Here is a 17,371-nt window from a genome sequence, read left to right as displayed (position 1 = left end):
TGGTGATGGCGATCGTCAACCGCACCCCTGATTCGTTCTACGACCGAGGTGCGAGCTTCGACGACGCCGCCGCCCAGGCGCACGTCGACCGGGTCGTCGCCGAGGGTGCCGACATCATCGACGTCGGTGGGGTCAAGGCCGGACCCGGACGCGAGGTCGACGCCGCGACCGAGGCCGCCCGGGTCGTCGGCATGATCGCCTGGATCCGCGACCGCCATCCGGACGTGCTGATCAGCGTCGACACCTGGCGCAGCGAGGTCGCCGACCAGGCCTGCGCCGCCGGCGCGGATCTCATCAACGACACCTGGGCGGGATTCGACCCCGACGTCGTCGACGTCGCCGCCGAACGCGGGGCCGGGATCGTCTGCTCGCACACGGGTGGCGCGCGGGTGCGGACCCGGCCGCACCGCGTCGCATACGGGGATTCGGTCGACGCGGTGGTGGCCGACGTGATCCGGGAGGTGACCTCCGCGGCCGACCGGGCGCTCGCTGCCGGGGTGCGTCGAGACTCGATCGTTATCGATCCGACGCACGATTTCGGCAAGAACACTCACCACGGGCTGGCTCTGTTACGCGGTGTAAAAGATCTTGTTAACACGGGCTGGCCGGTCCTGATGGCGCTGAGCAACAAGGATTTCGTAGGGGAGACTCTGGGTACAGACCTAACGCACCGATTGGAAGGGACTCTGGCCGCGACAAGTCTGGCCGCCGCCCAAGGCGCCCGGATCTTCCGCGTCCACGAAGTCGCTGCCACTCGTCGCGTGGTCGACATGGTCGCTGCCATCGCGGGAGCGAAACCACCCGCCCGAACAGTCAGGGGACTCGCATGACCAAGCAGCAGAAGCGACGTAAGCCCAGCACCGTCAGCCGGGACAAGGCCGCCATGTGGCCGACGGTCGCCCAGACCCCGGGGACCGAGCAGCGCTGGTCGGCAACCCACACCTGGGAGCAGCCGGACTGGACGATCGACGACCTCGTCGACGCGAAGAACGGCCGGACCATCTCGGTGGTGCTGCCCGCGCTGAACGAGGAAGAGACCGTCGCCGACGTCATCGCCACGATCATGCCGCTGTACGGCACCCTGGTCGACGAGATCATCGTGCTGGACTCCGGGTCCACCGATGCCACCGCCGAGCGCGCGCTCGCCGCCGGCGCGCAGGTGATCTCCCGCGAGGAGGCGGTACCCGAGCTGGACCCGGTCAAGGGCAAGGGTGAGGTGCTGTGGCGTTCGGTCGCCGTGGCGACCGGCGACATCATCGCATTCGTCGATTCCGACCTCATCGACCCGGACCCGATGTTCGTGCCCAAGATGCTCGGTCCGCTCCTGCTGAACCCCGAGATCCAGCTCGTGAAGGGCTACTACCGGCGCCCGCTGCGCACGGGCGGTACGCACGACGCGAACGGTGGCGGACGCGTGACCGAGCTCGTGGCACGCCCCCTCCTGGCATCCCAGAAGCCGGATCTCACCGCGGTCCTCCAGCCACTCGGCGGCGAGTACGCCGGCACCCGCGAGTTGCTCTCGTCGGTGCCGTTCGCGCCGGGCTACGGGGTCGAGATCGGCCTTCTCATCGACACCTATGACCGGTACGGCCTGGCCGGGATCGGTCAGGTCAACCTCGGGGTCCGAACCCATCGCAACCGCCCGCTGGTGGAATTGGGGGTCATGAGCCGCCAGATCGTCGGAACCCTGATGCGCCGCTGCGGCATCGAGGACTCGGGCGTCGGGCTCACCCAGTTCACCGCCGAACCCGACGGCTCCTTCACGCCGCACACCACCGAGGTCTATCTCGAGGATCGTCCGCCGATGAACACCGTGCGCGCCCTGACCCCCAAGGCCGAGGAGATGGCCTCCTAGGCGGCTCCGGACCTGATGGGCCGGACCTGATGAACCCGGCCCCGACCCGGCGACGCCGCCCGCCCTGACGCGGGTGGCCGTCGCCGGGTCGGTGCTGTGCCGGGCCGTCGTCCGGGCGCTTCTGCCAGGATGGAACGCATGCAGACGCTGCTGCTGTACCTGCTGATCATGGGACTCGTCGTCGCGATCGTGTTCGCTGTCGTCTGGTTCGTGTTCGGACGCGGAGAAGATCTGCCGCCGGTCGAGCCCGACACCACGCTCACCCGGTTGCCGTCGGTGGGCATCACCGGTGACGACGTGCGTGCGTTGCGCTTCGCCCAGACCCCGCGTGGTTACAAGCAGGCCGAAGTCGACTGGGCGCTGGCACGTCTCGCGCGTGAGGTCGACGACCTGCGGTCGGTGATCACGCGTCTGCGCGAACGGGAGTCGGTGCCCGGGGCGGAAGCGGGCGCGGCTCCGGACGATCCCGCCGCTGGTATCACCGGGAACGGCGGCGTGGACGCCGGGCGGTCCGGCCCGCCGAGCACCCCCCGGTAGGGGCCGTACGTCGAGACCGCGCGGCGCGCGTGTCGCGCACTGACAATCGTGTGCGACCCGGGCACGTATCATGTTCGGAGCAGGGACCTTGAAGGGAGCTTGAGAATGGCGGCAATGAAGCCACGTACTGGGGACGGCCCCCTCGAAGCGGCCAAAGAAGGGCGTGGAATCGTTGTCCGGATTCCGATCGAAGGTGGAGGTCGACTGGTCGTCGAGCTGACCGCCGACGAAGCAGCCGCGCTGGGCGAGGAACTCCGCGGGGTAACCGGCTGAACATGCCCCACGAGGGCAGTTCCCATGAGGCCCGGGCGGACCCACCGACTCCGCACCGGGCGCATGGCCTCACTTCGGTACTCGAGATCCTGCGCTGCCCGGTGTGTACCGGGCGCCTGTCGGCCGACGGCGCGTCGCTGCGCTGTCCGCAGGCGCATTCTTTCGACCTCGCCCGTCAGGGCTATGTCTCACTGCTCGACGGCCGGTCCGGCGCGCTGCGCGCCGACACCGCAGCCATGGTGGCCGCCCGAGCCCGCGTGCACGACTCCGGTTTCCTGCTCCCCGTGGTCGATTTCGTCGCCGGCCGCGCGGCCGAGGTCACGGGTGGACACGACCGGCCGGTGATCCTCGACGCGGGGGCCGGTGGCGGACACTATCTTCGCGCCGCGGTCGAGGCGAGTGGGGTGCCCGGCGGTGACGGACGGTCCTCGGCCGCCGGAATCGGCCTGGACCTCTCGAAGTACTGCGGGCGGGCCATGGCGCGGGGACCCCGGCCCCTCGCTGCCGTCGTCGCCGACGTCTGGCTCGGACTGCCCGTCGTCGATGATGCTGTCGCGGTGGTGCTCTCGGTGTTCGCGCCGCGCAACGCGAGCGAGTTCGCCCGCGTACTGGCCCCTGATGGCGCACTGATCATCGTGAGTCCGGGGCCCGACCACCTCGGCGAACTCATCGAGCCGATGGCGATGCTGCGTGTCGACGAGGCCAAATCCGAGCGCCTCCGTGCCTCGCTCGACGCGGGCTTCGAAGTGGTCGACGAGTCACCTGTCCGGTACTCCGCAGACGTCGACGCGCAGACCGTGGGGGATCTGGTCGCCATGGGCCCGTCGGCATTTCACTCCGACGAGGCCGACATCCGCTCGCGGGCCGCGGCCTTCGCCGGGGACGGTCGGGTGCCGGCCACGGTGTCGGTCGTGGTGACCACGTGTCGGCCCGTCCGCGGACGCTCACCCGCTCAGCGCCGTACGGACTCGTAGACACCCAGCGTCTGTTCGGCGATCGACGCCCAGGAGAACTCGGCCTCGGCGCGTTCGCGGCCGGCCACCCCCATCGCCGACGCCGCCGCATCCGAGGCCACCGCGTTCACCGTGTCGGCGAGATCGTGTTCGAAGGTCGCCGGATCGACGGGGTCGTACCGCACGAGGCGGCCGGTGACGTTGTCGCGCACCACCTCGGGAATGCCGCCGACCGCCGAGGCCACCACCGCGGTACCGCAGGCCATCGCCTCGAGGTTGACGATGCCCAGCGGTTCGTACACCGATGGGCACACGAAGACCGTTGCCGCGGTCAAGATCTCGCGGATCCGGGGGAGTGGGAGCATCTCGCGCACCCAGTGGACGCCGGGACGCGAGGCGGAGAGTTCGCCCACCGCGCTCTCGATCTCGGCGCCGATCTCCGGCGTGTCGGGGGCACCAGCACAGAGGACGAGCTGGATGTCCGGATCGAACCGGTGCGCCGCGGCCACCAGATGTGCGACGCCCTTCTGCCGGGTGATCCGGCCGACGAACGCCACGATCGGGCGGTCCGGGTCGAGCCCGAGTGCGGTCGGCGTCGAGTCGGGTCCGAACGGATCGTCGACCGGGAACCATTGAGATGTGTCGATCCCGTTGCGCACCACATGGACACGCTCAGGGTCCAGACGCGGGTAGGTGTCACAGATCTCGGTGCGCATCCCCGAGCTCACCGCGATCACCGCGTCGGCGTACTCCACCGCGTTGCGTTCCACCCAGCTCGACACCCGGTACCCGCCGCTGAGTTGCTCGGCCTTCCACGGGCGCGACGGTTCGAGCGAGTGGGCGGTCAGCACGTGCGGCACGTCGTAGAGCTGTCCCGCCAGGTGCCCGGCGAGGCCGGTGTACCAGGTGTGGGAGTGCACGACGTCGGCACCGGACGCACCCACCACCATCCGCAGATCGGCCGACAACGTGGTGATCGCCGCATTCGCCCCGGCCAACCCCGGGTCGGGGGTGTACACCGCGGCGGTCTCCCGCTCGGCGCCCATGCAGTGCACGTCGACGGTGATGAGATCGCGCAGATACCGGACCAATTCGGTGACGTGGACCCCGGCGCCGCCGTAGACCTCAGGTGGATATTCCCGTGTCATCATCGCCACCCGCATGATCTCGACGCTAGTGCCAACGCGCGCAGATCGCCATCGGTGCTGCCAAACCCTGGTCGCGACCGACGCCACGCATACTGACCGCCCGGTCATCTGGCCGACGGCTTCGATCGCGGTTAAGTTGGGGGAGTGAGATCTGAGCCGCACGTCCTCGGCATCGTCCTCGCAGGCGGCGAAGGCAAGCGTCTGTACCCGCTGACGATGGACCGCGCCAAACCTGCGGTGCCCTTCGGCGGCGCCTACCGGCTCATCGACTTCGTGCTGTCGAACCTGGTCAACGCCGGTTACGAGCGCATTTGCGTGCTGACACAGTACAAGTCGCATTCGCTGGACCGGCACATCTCGCAGACCTGGTGGACGTCGGGATTCCACGGCGAGTACATCACCCCGGTGCCGGCCCAGCAGCGACTCGGACCACGCTGGTACACCGGCAGTGCCGATGCGATCTTCCAGTCGATGAACCTCATCACCGACGAACGACCCGAGTACATCGTCGTCTTCGGAGCCGATCACGTGTACCGGATGGATCCGTCGCAGATGGTGGCCGCGCACATCGAATCCGGCGCCGACGTCACGGTGGCCGGGATCCGCGTGCCCCGAGCAGAGGCGGTGGCCTTCGGCTGCATCGACTCCGACGAGAGCGGGAAGATCACCCGCTTCCTGGAGAAGCCGGCCGATCCGCCCGGCACGCCGGACGATCCCGACGTGACGTTCGCGTCGATGGGCAACTATGTGTTCACCACCGAGGCGCTGGTCGACGCGCTGCGCGCCGACGCCGCCGACTCGGACTCCGACCACGACATGGGCGGTGACATCATCCCGGCCTTCGTGCGCCGGGACACCGCCTTCGTCTACGACTTCAAGGACAACCAGGTACCCGGTGCCACCGAACGCGACACCGGTTACTGGCGCGACGTCGGAACCCTGGATGCGTTCTACGAGGCGCACATGGACCTGGTGTCGGTCCACCCGATCTTCAACCTCTACAACGGCCGCTGGCCCATCCGCGGCGAGACCCACAACCTGCCGCCCGCCAAGTTCGTCCAGGGCGGGGTCGCGGAGGACTCCGTGGTCGGTTCCGGATGCATCATCTCCGCCGGCACGGTGCGCAACTCCGTGCTGTCGTCGAACGTCATCGTCGAGGACGGCGCGGTGGTCGAGGGCAGCGTGCTGATGCCCGGCGTGCGCGTCGGCAAGGGCGCGGTGGTCCGCAAGGCCATCCTCGACAAGAACGTCGTGGTCGGTGACGGCGAGCAGCTCGGTGTCGATCTCGAGGCCGACCGCGAACGGTTCTCGGTGAGCGCCGGCGGTGTGGTCACCGTCGGCAAGAACATCCAGGTTTAGCGCCGCCGCCCGTCGCGTAGGGCCGCGTCGATGAGCGTCGCGATGTCGTCTCCGGCGTCGTCCGGAAGCGCGTCGACCGGCCACCAGCGGAGGTCCACGGACTCGTCACTGCATACGACGCGGGGGAGTTCGCCGTCGGGCGTCGGGGCGGCGACCACCCGGTAGCGGACGTCGAGGTGGCGGGTGGGGACTCCCAAGGAGCAGGTGATCGGGTGGGTGTGGAGGTGGACCATCCCGTCACCGGCGAGCGTGGGGTCGGCGGTGTCGAGCACGAGTTCGGGCATGCCCGACTCTTCTCGCGCCTCGCGTAGCGCCGCGCCGGCGAGGGAATCGTCGGAGGGTTCGCAGTGACCGCCGAGCTGTATCCACTTCCCGACGCGGGGGTGCAGGGTCAGCAGAACGTGTCGGCGCGTCGCGTCGAAGACGATCGCCGAACCCGTCAGATGTCCTGGTGCGCAGGCCCGAAGACACCCGTCCGGGGACGCGGCGAGGAACTCGAGATATGCGTGACGCAGGGAGTCCTGGGCGGGATCGGGTGTCTCCCACCGTGTCAGGGCCTCGACGGCGGAGGCGTGCAGCGACTCGGCGGTCACAGTTCGACGACCCACTCCGCGGTGGGGGCGGGGTCGCGCAACCCGGCCGGTTCGAGCGGATGTCCGATGGCGACGGCCCCCAGCGGTTCCCAACTCGGATCCAGATCGAGGACGCGGCGCACCGCCGGCGCGGCGAAGATGGTCGACCCGACCCAGCAGCTGCCGATGTCGCGGACCGCCAGCGCGGTGAGCAGGGTCGCGACCGCCCCGCCCGCGGCCACGGTGAACATCGTGTGCTCGGCGGCGTTGCGACGATCATCGGGGTAGTCGTGGGCGCCCTCGGGCACGAGGAACGGGATCACCAGTTCCGGGGCGTCGTAGAGGATCTGGCCGCGCCGCAACCGTTTCTCGATGGACTCGGTTGTCTTGGAATCCGATTCGAGGTCGGCGCGCCACTCCTGCGCCATCGCGTCGAGGAGTTCCCGGCGCCGCGGGCCGGACCGCACCCAGACGAAGCGGACCGGATGCGTGTGGTGCGGAGCGGGGGCGGTGAGCGCCTCGCCGAGTGCGGCACGCAACTCGGCGGGGTCGACAGGCCGGTCGGCGAAGTTCCGCACCGAACGCCGCGTGCGGATGGCCTCGCGACGTCCCTGGGCGATCGCCTCCTCGGTCCCGAGGCGAAACAGGTCCTCCTCGTAGGGGCGGATCAGATCGGCGGCCGTGGTCCCGTCGTCCGCCGGACCGAAGCCGCGGACGACGGCGACGGGGACCGCCGCGAGTTTGCCCTTCACGAGATCCGCCGCCGCGGCGAGTTCGTCGGCCACCGCGATCTCGGTGACGATCAACGGGTTTCCGTAGTCGTCGACACCGCCCTCATACGGATGGGTCACGGCGATGCCCGACGCGCCGATGGCGACGTCGGTCTGCCCGGTCCGCCAGGCGCGGCCCATCGTGTCGGTGATGATCACCGCGACGTCGAGGTCGTCGGCCTCGGCGATGGCGAGTCGGAGGGCCGCCGCGCTGCGGTCGGGGTTCTCCGGGAGCAGCGCGAGCTGGTCGCTGCGTACGTTCGAGCCGTCGATCCCGGCCGCGGCCTGCACCAGGCCCAGCCGGTTCTCGGTGATCAGGGTCCGGTTCTTGCGTGCCAGCACGCGTACCGATTCGTCGTCGACGAGGCGCCGGCGCAACGCGTCCCGCTCCTCGGGGTCGCTCGGCGCGTCGACCATCCGGCCCTCCGCCTTGGAGATGATCTTGCTGGTGACCACCAGCACGTCGCCGGACTCGAGCCAGGGTGCGGCGCCGAGGATCTCGCCCGCGACGTCGGAGTCGGCGGTGAACTCGGGCAGGCCGGTCACCGGCCGGATCTCGAGATGTCCCGGTGCGCGGTGGTCGGGGCGAGCGGTCACTGCACGCCCTTGTTGGTCTCGGGCAGCGGTACGTCGACGAGCGCGCAGGCCGCACGCACCATCTGCGCGGTGGCCGCGGGGTCGGTCATGAGCAGCGGTGCGGTACCGACGGCGATGCCGTCGACAGCGGCGTGGTCGCCGTCGGCGATGAGCCAACCGTCGAGAATCCCGTTGCCGCTGCGGGCGCCGTAGTGTCCGGCGATCCCCTGTGCCGAGGACTCGACCTCGATCACGGACAGGCATTCGTCGGCCATGCCGCGCAGGGGACGGTTGTCGATGACCGGTGAGATCCCGACCACCGGGGCCTTGGTCTGGCGCAGCGCGCTGCGCATCCCGGGAACACTGACGATGGCGCCGATGCTCACGACCGGGTTCGACGGCGCGAGGAGGATGACATCGGCGTCGGCGATCGCGTCGAGGACGCCGGGTGCCGGCGCCGTGTCGTCCGAACCGACCTGCGCGAAGCCAAAGGTGGGGATCTGCGCGCGATGGCGTACCCACCATTCCTGGAAGTGGATCGCGACCCGTTCGCCGTCCTCGCCGTCGGGTTTGGCGACCACGACGTGGGTTTCGTGACGATCGTCGGTGACGGGCAGGAGCCGCACCCCGGGGACCCAGCGCCGGCACAGGGCGGCCGTGACGTCGGACAGCCGGTACCCGGCGTCGAGCATCTGGGTCCGGATGAGGTGGGTCGCGAGATCGCGATCGCCGAGGCCGAACCAATCCGGGTCGGCCCCGTATGCGGCGAGTTCCTCTTTCGCGCGCCAGGATTCGTCGCGCCGACCCCACCCGCGTTCGGGATCGATCCCGCCCCCGAGGGTGTACATACAGGTGTCGAGGTCGGGGCAGATGCGGACGCCGTGCATCCAGGCGTCGTCGCCCACGTTCACGATGGCGGTGATCTCGTGCTCGGTCGCCGGGGCGCCGGACGCACCGTCCTGGGGGGCCGGGAACGCCGTCGGGCCGAACAATTCGCGCAGACCGAGGAGGAATCGTGCCCCTCCGACGCCCCCGACGAGTACGGTCACCTTCACAGCAGGTACTCCTTCACACCGCCACTGTAGTGCGCGGTGCGAGTCGGCGGTCAGGCGCTGTCGGTGCGGTGCGGATGGTTTCGACCCGTGCCGGGTTCGGTGTGACATTCACGTCGGGTTGAGGTCAATGTCGTGTCGAGTCACAGGGTTGTCGGATCCTGGTGGTAAACAGAGAATCTTTGACTTCAACTTGACCGGGACCGCCTTGGGCGTGTGTAATCACATCAGTGTCATTCCGAGTTTGAGATCGAGAACCTTCGGATCGAAAACCGCTGGACTTCAACGGATTCGATCGTATGTTCGAACTCGGGAGAGGGTCGGTTCCGGCACTTCGCGGGCCGTCGCTCGGGCGCTGTGTACGTCTGATGTGGGTGTTTCCACATCCGTAGTACAAGTGGTGTGGCAACAGTGGTGGGTGCGGCACACAGGCCGTGTTCGCAGAGGACGCAGAAACTACCAACATCCCGAGCTAGGAGGCGCCGACGATGGCTTTGGAAAACCCGATCGGCAATCCGCTTGAACCACAGAACCGCCCGCAATTCACCGCCGAATTCAACACCCTTGGCCCCGTTGATGATTCGATGATCGGCGGCACTGCCGCCGCGTCGGCCATCGGCATCGGGACCGACTTCGGGTCGCCGCACGGGCCCGTCGCCGACGACGCCGACCCGGGTCGTCGTCATCTTTCGTTGGTGCCCAACGACTTCGACGATCTCTTCGACGCCGTCGAAGAGCAGTGGCAGGACCGTGCCCTGTGTGCGCAGACCGACCCCGAGGCGTTCTTCCCGGAAAAGGGTGGGTCGACACGTGAGGCCAAGCGGATCTGCCAGGGCTGCGAGGTCAAGTCCGAATGCCTCGAGTACGCACTGCACAACGACGAACGCTTCGGTATCTGGGGCGGCCTGTCGGAGCGTGAGCGCCGGCGTCTCAAGCGCGGCATCATCTGACCGGCGTCACCATCTGAGCGGACGGCTCGCGACGGAGTCGTCCCCACCGATCATCGACCGCGGATCACTCTGGTCCGCGGTCGATCGTGTCTTCGTCGACGCCCAGATGCGTCGCCACCTGTTGCACGAGTACCTCGTGGATCAGATCCAGCAACTCGGTGCCCTTCTTGGCCCGGGACTCCAGTGGCCGGCGGAACAGGATGATCTGCGCCCGCGTCGGTGCGCCGTTCACATCCATCCCGGCCGGGATCAGCCGTGCGAGCGGCACCGCACCGTCGGCGGTCACCTCGTCGGGCCACTCGACCGTCTCGGGGTCACGGGGCAGGAGCCGGGGGATCTCGTCGACGGCGATGTCGAGTCCGGCGATCTGGTCATGCCACTGCGCGTCGATCTCGGCGAACGCCTCCAGGGCGACCGCGTCGAATTCATCGGACCGGCTGTTGTGGGCGGGCACGCCCTGTGGCAGCAACGGCGAGCGCAGTCCCCGTCCGCGACGATCGCGGTGACGACCCGTCCGCCGACGACCGCGGCGCGCCTCCGGCAGGCCGGAGGAGCCACGTGGAGTCGGCTTCGGGTCGATACGCATGGCGAGAGTGTAGGAGGTCGGACGAGTCCGTGTCTCCTCCGGTCACTGCGTGTCTGCTCCGGCGGTCCGGGTCTTCGCTGGCCGCCCGCCCGGTGAGCGTGTCGCCGACGCGGTTGCGAGCGACGAGGGCTAATCTCGTCACGTGAAGCTTCCCCGACTGTGCTGCCGACCCGGCTGCGCCCGATCCGCGGTGGCTACCCTGACCTTCGTCTATGCCGAGTCGACCGCGGTGATCGGTCCGCTCGCGACGTCGCAGGAGCCGCACTCGTGGGACCTGTGCGACGATCACGCCCGCCGGATCACCGTCCCGCGCGGTTGGGAGATGCTGCGCAGCGAGCGGGGATTCTCCGCGCCGCCGGCCGAGGATCAAGAGCTGACCGCGCTCGCCGAGGCGGTTCGGGAAGCCGGAGCCGTCGCCGGCGGTGGACGCCCGCGGTACGTCGACCGCAGTCCGATCGACGCCCTCGACGCCTTCGAGGACACCGCGTTCGTCGAGGCCCATCGCGATGCCGTGGACGACCGTCGGACGGGTCGGCACCGCGCCGGCCCGGTCGATGCACCGTCGCAGCCGGCCGGGGCCCCGCGACACCAGACCCGGCCGCGCCCGGGGCGCCGCGGACACCTGCGGGTACTGCCGGACCCGGTCGACTGACCGGTCACCACCGCGCGGGGGGCGTGGACCACACAGACGTCCGGAGGAGACGTCGCGACCGTGACCATGCACCCGTTCCCGTCGAGCGCGCGCCGTATGCCGTCGACTGTGCAGTGGCTGCGGAGTCCGGTGTTGTCGGGACTGTGCCGAGTACGTGCGCGCCGACTCCGCGACCTGGCTACCCTGGTGACATGCGAACCGGTTCCCCCGACCTCGACGACGCCGAGGAGCTGATCTCGGCCGATGTCGACGGTTTGCTGAGAGCGGTCGCGCTCGCCGGCGCACAGGTGCGCGCCGTCGCCGAAGCGGTGCGCGAAGGCGTGCTCGCCCCGCTCGCGGACCTGCGTCCCCGTAGTGTCATCGTGGTCCACGGTTCCAGCGGCGTCTCCCATCGGGCGACCGACTTCGCGGTGGCCACGCTCGGGGCCCGGGTGGACGTCCCGGTGGTCAGCGGTCCGGTGTTGCCCGGGTGGATCGGCCCGCTCGACGTCGTGATCGTCGCCGGCGACGATGCCGGGGACATGGCGCTCGCCGACGCCGCCGCGCGGGCGTTACGCCGGCGGGCCGAGGTCGTGGTGGTCGCACCCGTGGCCGGGCCTCTGCGAGATGCGCTGGGCGGCAACGGGATCAACCTCGCGCCGCGGTTCGACATCGAACCCCGCTTCCGCTTCGTGGGGTTCGCCGCTGCGCTGCTCGCGGTGTTCGGTGCGCTGACCCAGGTCCGGTTCACCGGGAGCGTGCCCGCACTCGACGACCTCGCCGACGCACTCGACGACGAGGCCTCGACCGGACACCCGGCCCGCGACGCCTTCCACAATCGCGCCAAATCGCTGGCGCTGCGCGTCCAGGGCCGCCCCACCGTCTGGACGGCGGACAGCCCGGCCGGCGCGGCCATCGCCCGGCATGCGGTCGCCGGGCTCGTCGGACTCTCCGGGATCGTCAGCGCCGCAGCCGAACTCACGGACGTCTCGCGAATGGTGCAGTTGCTCGGGTCGCGCTCGGATGTCGCACCGAGTGCGGACTCGATCTTCTACGATCCCGACTTCGACGGACCCCCGGCAGCTCCCGCGCCGCGTGTCCAGGTCGTCTCGACGGGGCGGCGGGAATGGTTCACGCGTCAGCGGATCACCGGTCTCGGCGAGGTCGATCTCCTCGTCGGAATCGATCGTGCGCAAGAGACTTCGGCCGCCGGGGGCGCGAACGGCCGCGAGTGGGAGGACCGGCGTCCGGCGCCGGGTGAGGATCCGGTGGCCGACGGCCCGGGGGATGTACTGGATTTCCTGATCGTGGCACTACGGGTCGAGATGGCGGCGGTGTACCTCCGCCTGGTTGGGAACGCGTTGCAATGAGGATCATCGACGGAGTGGTGCGGCCATACGCCTGGGGGTCGCGGACCGCGATCGCGTCCATGCAGGGTAGGTCCGTGCCGTCGGCGCACCCGGAGGCGGAGCTGTGGTTCGGGTCCCATCCCGCGGGTTCGGCTCGGTGCGTCGATGTCGCCGGGATCGAGCAGGATCTCGTCGATGTGATCGACGCGGATCCGATCGGCACGCTCGGCGCGGCAAGCACGGCGGCTTTCGGCGAGCGTCTGCCGTTCCTCCTGAAGGTGCTCGCCGCCGAGGAACCGCTGTCCCTGCAGGCACATCCGTCCGCCGAACAGGCCCGGGCCGGATTCGAACGCGAGAACTCCCGCGGTGTCGCGCTCGAAGCCCGCGACCGCAACTACCGCGATCCATGGCACAAGCCCGAACTGATCGTCGCGACGACCCCGTTCGACGCCCTGGCCGGCTTCCGTCGACCGGAGGACACCATTCGGTTGCTCCGCGCACTGCAGGTCAGTGAGCTCGACCCCTATCTGGGGATGCTCGCGGGGCAGCCGGACTCGGAGGGGCTGCGGGCGCTCTTCACGACGTGGCTGACGCTGCCCGAGTCGCTGCTCCGTCAGCTGGTCCCGGCGGTACTCGCCGGCGCGGTCACCGTGCTGAGCACAGGTGAGACGGAGTTCGTCGCCGAACTGCGGACGGTGTGTGAACTCGGGGAGGCCTACCCGAACGATCCCGGTGTCCTGGCATCGTTGCTGCTCAACAACATTCACCTCGAACCCGGGCAGGGTCTCTATCTGTCCGCGGGCAACCTGCACGCCTACCTCCGCGGTACGGGCGTGGAGATCATGGCGAACTCCGACAACGTGCTGCGGGGCGGACTGACGCCCAAACACATCGACGTTCCCGAGTTGTTGCGCGTCCTCGACTTCACCCCGGTCGATGTCTCGGACCTGACCCCGCAGATCCGGACCGTCGGCGCCGAGCGCGTGTACCTCACCCCCGCTCCCGAATTCCGGCTGTCGCGTGTCGAACTCGACGGGACGGGCCTCCACCACGCCTCGTCGATCTGCTTCGACATGCCGGGTCCGCAGATCCTCGCCGTGCTCAGCGGCGCGGTGGAGGTCCGACCGGCGGGTGGCAACCCGCTCACCGTGACGGCCGGACGGGCGGTGTGGATCACCGACGACGACCCGGACGTCATCGTCCGCGCGGCGTCGGCTCGTGCGGTCTTCTACCGCGCGCTGGTGCCGGCCGCGGTCTCGGCGCAACCCGACCTGACCTCATCGGTGGCGTCCGCGTCCGAATGATGTCAGTCCGTCAGCGCCGAACCGGAGTAGCCGCAGCGGTGCCCGCGGGTTCGGGGTAGCCGCCGATCAGGTTCCATTCGTCGGGGGTCGCGACCATGGTGACCAGGATCGGTCGCCCACCGGTGTCGAGTGCGATGTCCTGTGGCGTACGCGGATTCTGACGCAGCGCGACGGTGGCGCCGTCGGCGGGTTCGCCGAGGCCCGGTGCGACGACGATCATCCGCGTGGTGTCGGGTTTTGGGGAAGGTGGCGCCACACCGTCGACGATGACCAGGCCGGGGCCGGGGCGCGCCGGGGTGCGGTCGCCCGAGAGTGACAGCGCGCTCGGATCGCCCACGGCGGTGACCACCGGGGTCCACCGGTGCGGGCGGTCGGTGTGCACGCGCACCGCGGCACCGACCGCCACTGCGCGGAGAGCGATCTGGGCCACGACGTGAATGCCCGCGGCCACCGAGACCGTGGAGATACCGGGTCCGACGAGCCGGGTGGCAACCGCGCGGCCGGCGTGGTCGGCGCCGATGAGCTGGCCGCAACCGCCTGCCGGGATACGCGCCGAGGCGAGGAACGCCTCCGCCTCCGAACCCGTGAGTGCGGGTACGGCCCGGTCGAGCCGGGTCGGCGTCGAGATGGGGAGACTCGCTGCGAGAGCGTCGAACTGGCGGCCGTCCAGGGGGATCAGACCCGCGGGCCATCCACCGAGTGCGCGCCGCGCGGCGGGGAACTCGTTGACGCGGACGATCCCGGACACCTCGACCGTCGTGCGATCGCCGCGACGCCTGCCCTCGGTGACTCGTGGGCACAACTTCACGGTGACGGTCGTCGAGACCGCGGAGTTGACCCAGATGCCGCGCAGCACGTCGGTCAGGGCGGCCGGTTCGACGGCGGCGCTGCGCATCCGCAGACCGGCGACGCCGACCGAGTCGCGTTCCTCGGCGAGCGAGTCGAGGCTCGCGCCCTCGATGAGCTGCGCCGTGATGGCGGTGATCTGTGCCGCCGACAGGATGGTCGTCGACAAGCCGTGTTCGGCGAGCCTCTTGGCGACGCGGCGGGTGGTCACCGTCGCGGTGCGCAGTGCACCGGTCGCGCCGCCCCCGCGGCGGGCGACGGCGTCGGCGCAGTCGAGGGGATTGAGCCGGAGGACGACCAGCACCGACCGTTGGGCCGTCGCCGACAGCGGGCCCAGGGTGCGGTCGTAGGTGTCCGGCGCGATGCCCGAACCCCACACACGCACACCGTGACTGATGACCTCGATGGAGCTGAGCCGGATGTCGTAGGGACTGATGCACTCGGCCAGGACGCCGAGGGGCACCACCTGGCCCGATTCGTCGCCGAGTTCGCTGTGGCCCGGGGTCAGGTAGGTGACGGCCGGGCTGCCCGGGTCCACCCGGACGACGGTGACCAGGGTGTCGCCGACCCACCTCGCGCCGATGGTCGTCGGAGCCGATGTCCGCCGTGCGGTGGCGTGGGTGCTGGGGGCGGGCAGCGGGATGTCGAACGGGGCCGGGGCGAGATCGGCGTGGTCGCGGCGCATCCGCGACCAGGAGAACGACAGATTCGCCACGATTCGGCCGAACACCGACGGCCGGCCGCCGACCCGCACCAGACCTGCGGAGACGACCGCGGCCACGCCGAGTGCGGTTGCACCCCAGACGCTGCCGGACACCACCCAGACGACGAGTCCGAGTGCCAGCACCGCCTCGATCACGACGAGTGTGGGCAGTGCCATCCCACGCCTGTTCCGCTCCACGGTTGCGACCCCCTCGATCACCGCTGCCGACTGGCGTGTGCCGTCCACCGAGAGTGTGCACAAGCGGTGGAGCCCCACACGTCAGGGGCATGTTTGTCGGTTAGGCTACTACCGCGCGGCAGGGGGTATGCCGCAGGAGATCACAACCCGCTCGCCGCCGGAGAAGGTCCGACGCCGCGGCCCGGGTGCGGACAGGGGGAGCCGTGGCACGTCAGCTGACGACCAAAGCCCAGGTCAACGGCTACCGTTTCCTGATCAAGAGGCTCGAGCACGCGCTGGTACGACGCGACGTCCGGATGTTGCACGATCCCATGCGTTCACAGTTGCAGGCGCTCGTGGTCGGGACCGTCCTCGGTCTGCTGGTCCTCGGCGGGTGTGGAATCTGGGGCCTGATCCGGCCGCAGGGGTCCGTCGGCGACGCCACGATCATCGTCAGCAAGAACAGCGGCAGCACCTACGTCCTGATCGAGGACACCCTGCATCCCGTCCTCAACCTGGCCTCGGCACGGCTGGTGACGGGCAGCTCGGAGTCGCCGACCTCGGTCGGGGACAACAAGCTCAAGCCGTACCCGCGCGGACCCCTGTTGGGCATCCCGGGTGCGCCGGCGGCACTGCCGAAGTCGGCGCACCCGGACTCCTCCACCTGGACGGTCTGCGATTCGTCGACCGTGTCGGAGGCGCCGGCCGAGTCGATCGAGCAGACCGTCATCGCCGAGACGCCGCGTCTGGGTGACGCGATCGGGACGGCGCGCCCCGCCGACGCCGTGCTCGTCGACGGCGGCGACGAGACCTTCCTGGTGTATCAGCTGTTCCGGGACGGTGTCTGGAGTCCGGTCCGTGCCGCTGTCGACACCGAGAGCGCGCCCGTCATGCGGGCCCTCGGCCTCGAGGGGGCCACGCCCCGGCAGATGTCCACCGGCCTGCTCAACACCTTCCCACTGGTCGATCCGCTTGCCGTGCCGGAGATCTCGGGCGCCGGCCAGCCCGGGGCAGTCGACGGCGCGAGCGTCGGCAGTGTCGTCAAGTCGGTCGGTGTCGACGACACGACGTCCTATCACCTGGTCCTGCGCGACGGGGTGCAGGAGATCAGCGCCCCGACCGCCGAACTCATGCGGCTGGCCGACTCCGACGCAGCGCCGGTGACGACCGTCGCCCCGGGGCAGCTCGCCGCGCTGAGAACCGTGGAGTCGGAACCCGTCTCGGACTTTCCCGAAGTCGCGCCGACGCTGCTGGACGTGGGCGGCGATCCGACGCTGTGCCGCACCTGGACCCGCGGGACGGGGGAGCCCCGCGCACAGACGACGTTGCTCGCGGGGCGCGAACTGCCGCTCGCGTCGGATGCGGTGCCGGTCCGGCTGACGTCGTCCGATGGTGCCGGACCGAACCTCGACGCGGTCTACATGCCGCCGGGCTCGGGCCAGTATCTGCAGGTGACCGGCAACGAGGCGGACAGCTCGCGCACCGAATCGCTGTTCTACGTCAACGATTCGGGTGTGCGGTTCGGCGTGCCGGACTTCGAGACCGGCGGCATCCTCGGGCTCGGGGATTCACCGTCCCGCGCGCCGTGGTCGGTGGTGTCGCTGCTGGCGCCCGGGCCGACCCTCTCGCGCGAGAACGCCCTCGTCGCGCACGACGGCCTGGAGACCGCACGACTCGACGCCGGCGCGGAGCACACCGAAGGACCCTCGACCGGCGGATGATCGACGGCG

Annotated in this window: 17 protein-coding genes; 11 read left to right on the top strand and 6 right to left on the bottom strand. The window is 69.9% G+C overall.

All coding sequences use genetic code 11. The features are described 5' to 3' along the window. Window positions 1-5 precede the first annotated feature (5 nt). From folP to B1818_RS12885, 5 genes are all read left to right on the top strand, one after another. Window positions 6-830, top strand: coding sequence for a dihydropteroate synthase (folP, locus tag B1818_RS12905; RefSeq protein WP_137809065.1), 825 nt, complete (start codon window positions 6-8; stop codon window positions 828-830). Beyond that, window positions 827-1,855: a glucosyl-3-phosphoglycerate synthase gene (locus B1818_RS12900; RefSeq protein WP_055475896.1), complete on the top strand. Its 1,029-nt coding sequence runs from the start codon at window positions 827-829 to the stop codon at window positions 1,853-1,855. Before folP ends, B1818_RS12900 begins: the two co-directional genes overlap by 4 nt. Before the next feature lie 138 nt (window positions 1,856-1,993). Continuing rightward, on the top strand, window positions 1,994-2,392 hold the full coding sequence (locus B1818_RS12895) for a DivIVA domain-containing protein (RefSeq protein WP_078112977.1): 399 nt from the start codon (window positions 1,994-1,996) through the stop codon (window positions 2,390-2,392). A gap of 105 nt (window positions 2,393-2,497) precedes the next feature. Then, entirely contained in the window at window positions 2,498-2,665 is a 168-nt protein-coding gene (locus B1818_RS12890; RefSeq protein ID WP_004019232.1) for a DUF3117 domain-containing protein, read from the top strand. 2 nt (window positions 2,666-2,667) lie between these two features. Continuing rightward, window positions 2,668-3,639: a putative RNA methyltransferase gene (locus B1818_RS12885; protein ID WP_078112952.1), complete on the top strand. Its 972-nt coding sequence runs from the start codon at window positions 2,668-2,670 to the stop codon at window positions 3,637-3,639. Here the strand turns inward: B1818_RS12885 and glgA are convergent. Continuing rightward, entirely contained in the window at window positions 3,618-4,781 is a 1,164-nt protein-coding gene (gene glgA / locus B1818_RS12880) for a glycogen synthase (protein WP_217700286.1), read from the bottom strand. The genes B1818_RS12885 and glgA overlap by 22 nt on opposite strands. A gap of 129 nt (window positions 4,782-4,910) precedes the next feature. Here glgA and glgC point away from each other — a divergent pair, with 129 nt between their 5' ends. Beyond that, a complete protein-coding gene (gene glgC / locus B1818_RS12875) occupies window positions 4,911-6,125 on the top strand; it encodes a glucose-1-phosphate adenylyltransferase (protein ID WP_078112951.1) in 1,215 nt (404 codons plus the stop codon). Here the strand turns inward: glgC and B1818_RS12870 are convergent. From B1818_RS12870 to cofD, 3 genes are read right to left on the bottom strand one after another with little or no spacing between them, the layout of a single operon-like run. Further along, complete coding sequence (locus B1818_RS12870) at window positions 6,122-6,718, bottom strand: NUDIX hydrolase (protein ID WP_078112950.1); 597 nt, start codon at window positions 6,716-6,718, stop codon at window positions 6,122-6,124. The two genes, glgC and B1818_RS12870, sit on opposite strands and share 4 nt — an antisense overlap. Then, entirely contained in the window at window positions 6,715-8,064 is a 1,350-nt protein-coding gene (locus B1818_RS12865; RefSeq protein ID WP_078112949.1) for a coenzyme F420-0:L-glutamate ligase, read from the bottom strand. The genes B1818_RS12870 and B1818_RS12865 overlap by 4 nt, the downstream gene beginning before the upstream one ends. After that, a complete protein-coding gene (gene cofD, locus B1818_RS12860; RefSeq protein ID WP_078112948.1) occupies window positions 8,061-9,098 on the bottom strand; it encodes a 2-phospho-L-lactate transferase in 1,038 nt (345 codons plus the stop codon). The genes B1818_RS12865 and cofD overlap by 4 nt, the downstream gene beginning before the upstream one ends. 689 nt (window positions 9,099-9,787) lie before the next feature. On the opposite strand from cofD, the gene B1818_RS24180 reads away from it, so the two are divergent. Next, the gene (locus B1818_RS24180; RefSeq protein ID WP_171011557.1) at window positions 9,788-10,045 is read left to right on the top strand and encodes a WhiB family transcriptional regulator; all 258 of its coding nucleotides are present in this window, start codon (window positions 9,788-9,790) and stop codon (window positions 10,043-10,045) included. A gap of 64 nt (window positions 10,046-10,109) precedes the next feature. Here B1818_RS24180 and B1818_RS12850 read toward each other — a convergent pair whose 3' ends face one another. Then, the gene (locus B1818_RS12850) at window positions 10,110-10,631 is read right to left on the bottom strand and encodes a metallopeptidase family protein (protein ID WP_058252540.1); all 522 of its coding nucleotides are present in this window, start codon (window positions 10,629-10,631) and stop codon (window positions 10,110-10,112) included. A gap of 142 nt (window positions 10,632-10,773) precedes the next feature. Here B1818_RS12850 and B1818_RS12845 point away from each other — a divergent pair, with 142 nt between their 5' ends. The 3 genes from B1818_RS12845 (at window position 10,774) to manA (ending at window position 13,915) form a co-directional block, all read left to right on the top strand. Next, complete coding sequence (locus tag B1818_RS12845; protein WP_171011554.1) at window positions 10,774-11,283, top strand: DUF3499 domain-containing protein; 510 nt, start codon at window positions 10,774-10,776, stop codon at window positions 11,281-11,283. A gap of 191 nt (window positions 11,284-11,474) precedes the next feature. Continuing rightward, window positions 11,475-12,632 carry a hypothetical protein gene (locus B1818_RS12840; RefSeq protein WP_078112947.1) on the top strand — a complete coding sequence of 386 codons (1,158 nt, stop codon included), beginning with the start codon at window positions 11,475-11,477 and terminating at the stop codon, window positions 12,630-12,632. Continuing rightward, a complete protein-coding gene (gene manA, locus B1818_RS12835; RefSeq protein WP_078112946.1) occupies window positions 12,629-13,915 on the top strand; it encodes a mannose-6-phosphate isomerase, class I in 1,287 nt (428 codons plus the stop codon). The genes B1818_RS12840 and manA overlap by 4 nt, the downstream gene beginning before the upstream one ends. A 10-nt stretch (window positions 13,916-13,925) precedes the next feature. Here manA and eccE read toward each other — a convergent pair whose 3' ends face one another. Further along, window positions 13,926-15,641 (bottom strand): type VII secretion protein EccE, encoded by a 1,716-nt coding sequence (gene eccE, locus B1818_RS12830; RefSeq protein ID WP_254859660.1) that lies wholly within the window; start codon window positions 15,639-15,641, stop codon window positions 13,926-13,928. A 224-nt stretch (window positions 15,642-15,865) separates the two neighbouring features. Between eccE and eccB the strand changes: the two genes are divergently transcribed. Next, complete coding sequence (gene eccB, locus B1818_RS12825; protein ID WP_078112945.1) at window positions 15,866-17,362, top strand: type VII secretion protein EccB; 1,497 nt, start codon at window positions 15,866-15,868, stop codon at window positions 17,360-17,362. Window positions 17,363-17,371: the final 9 nt, after the last annotated feature.

This window comes from Gordonia sp. IITR100 (assembly GCF_002009645.1).
GTDB classification, from domain to species: domain Bacteria; phylum Actinomycetota; class Actinomycetes; order Mycobacteriales; family Mycobacteriaceae; genus Gordonia; species Gordonia hongkongensis.
This window is presented reverse-complemented; position numbering and strand designations above follow the sequence as displayed.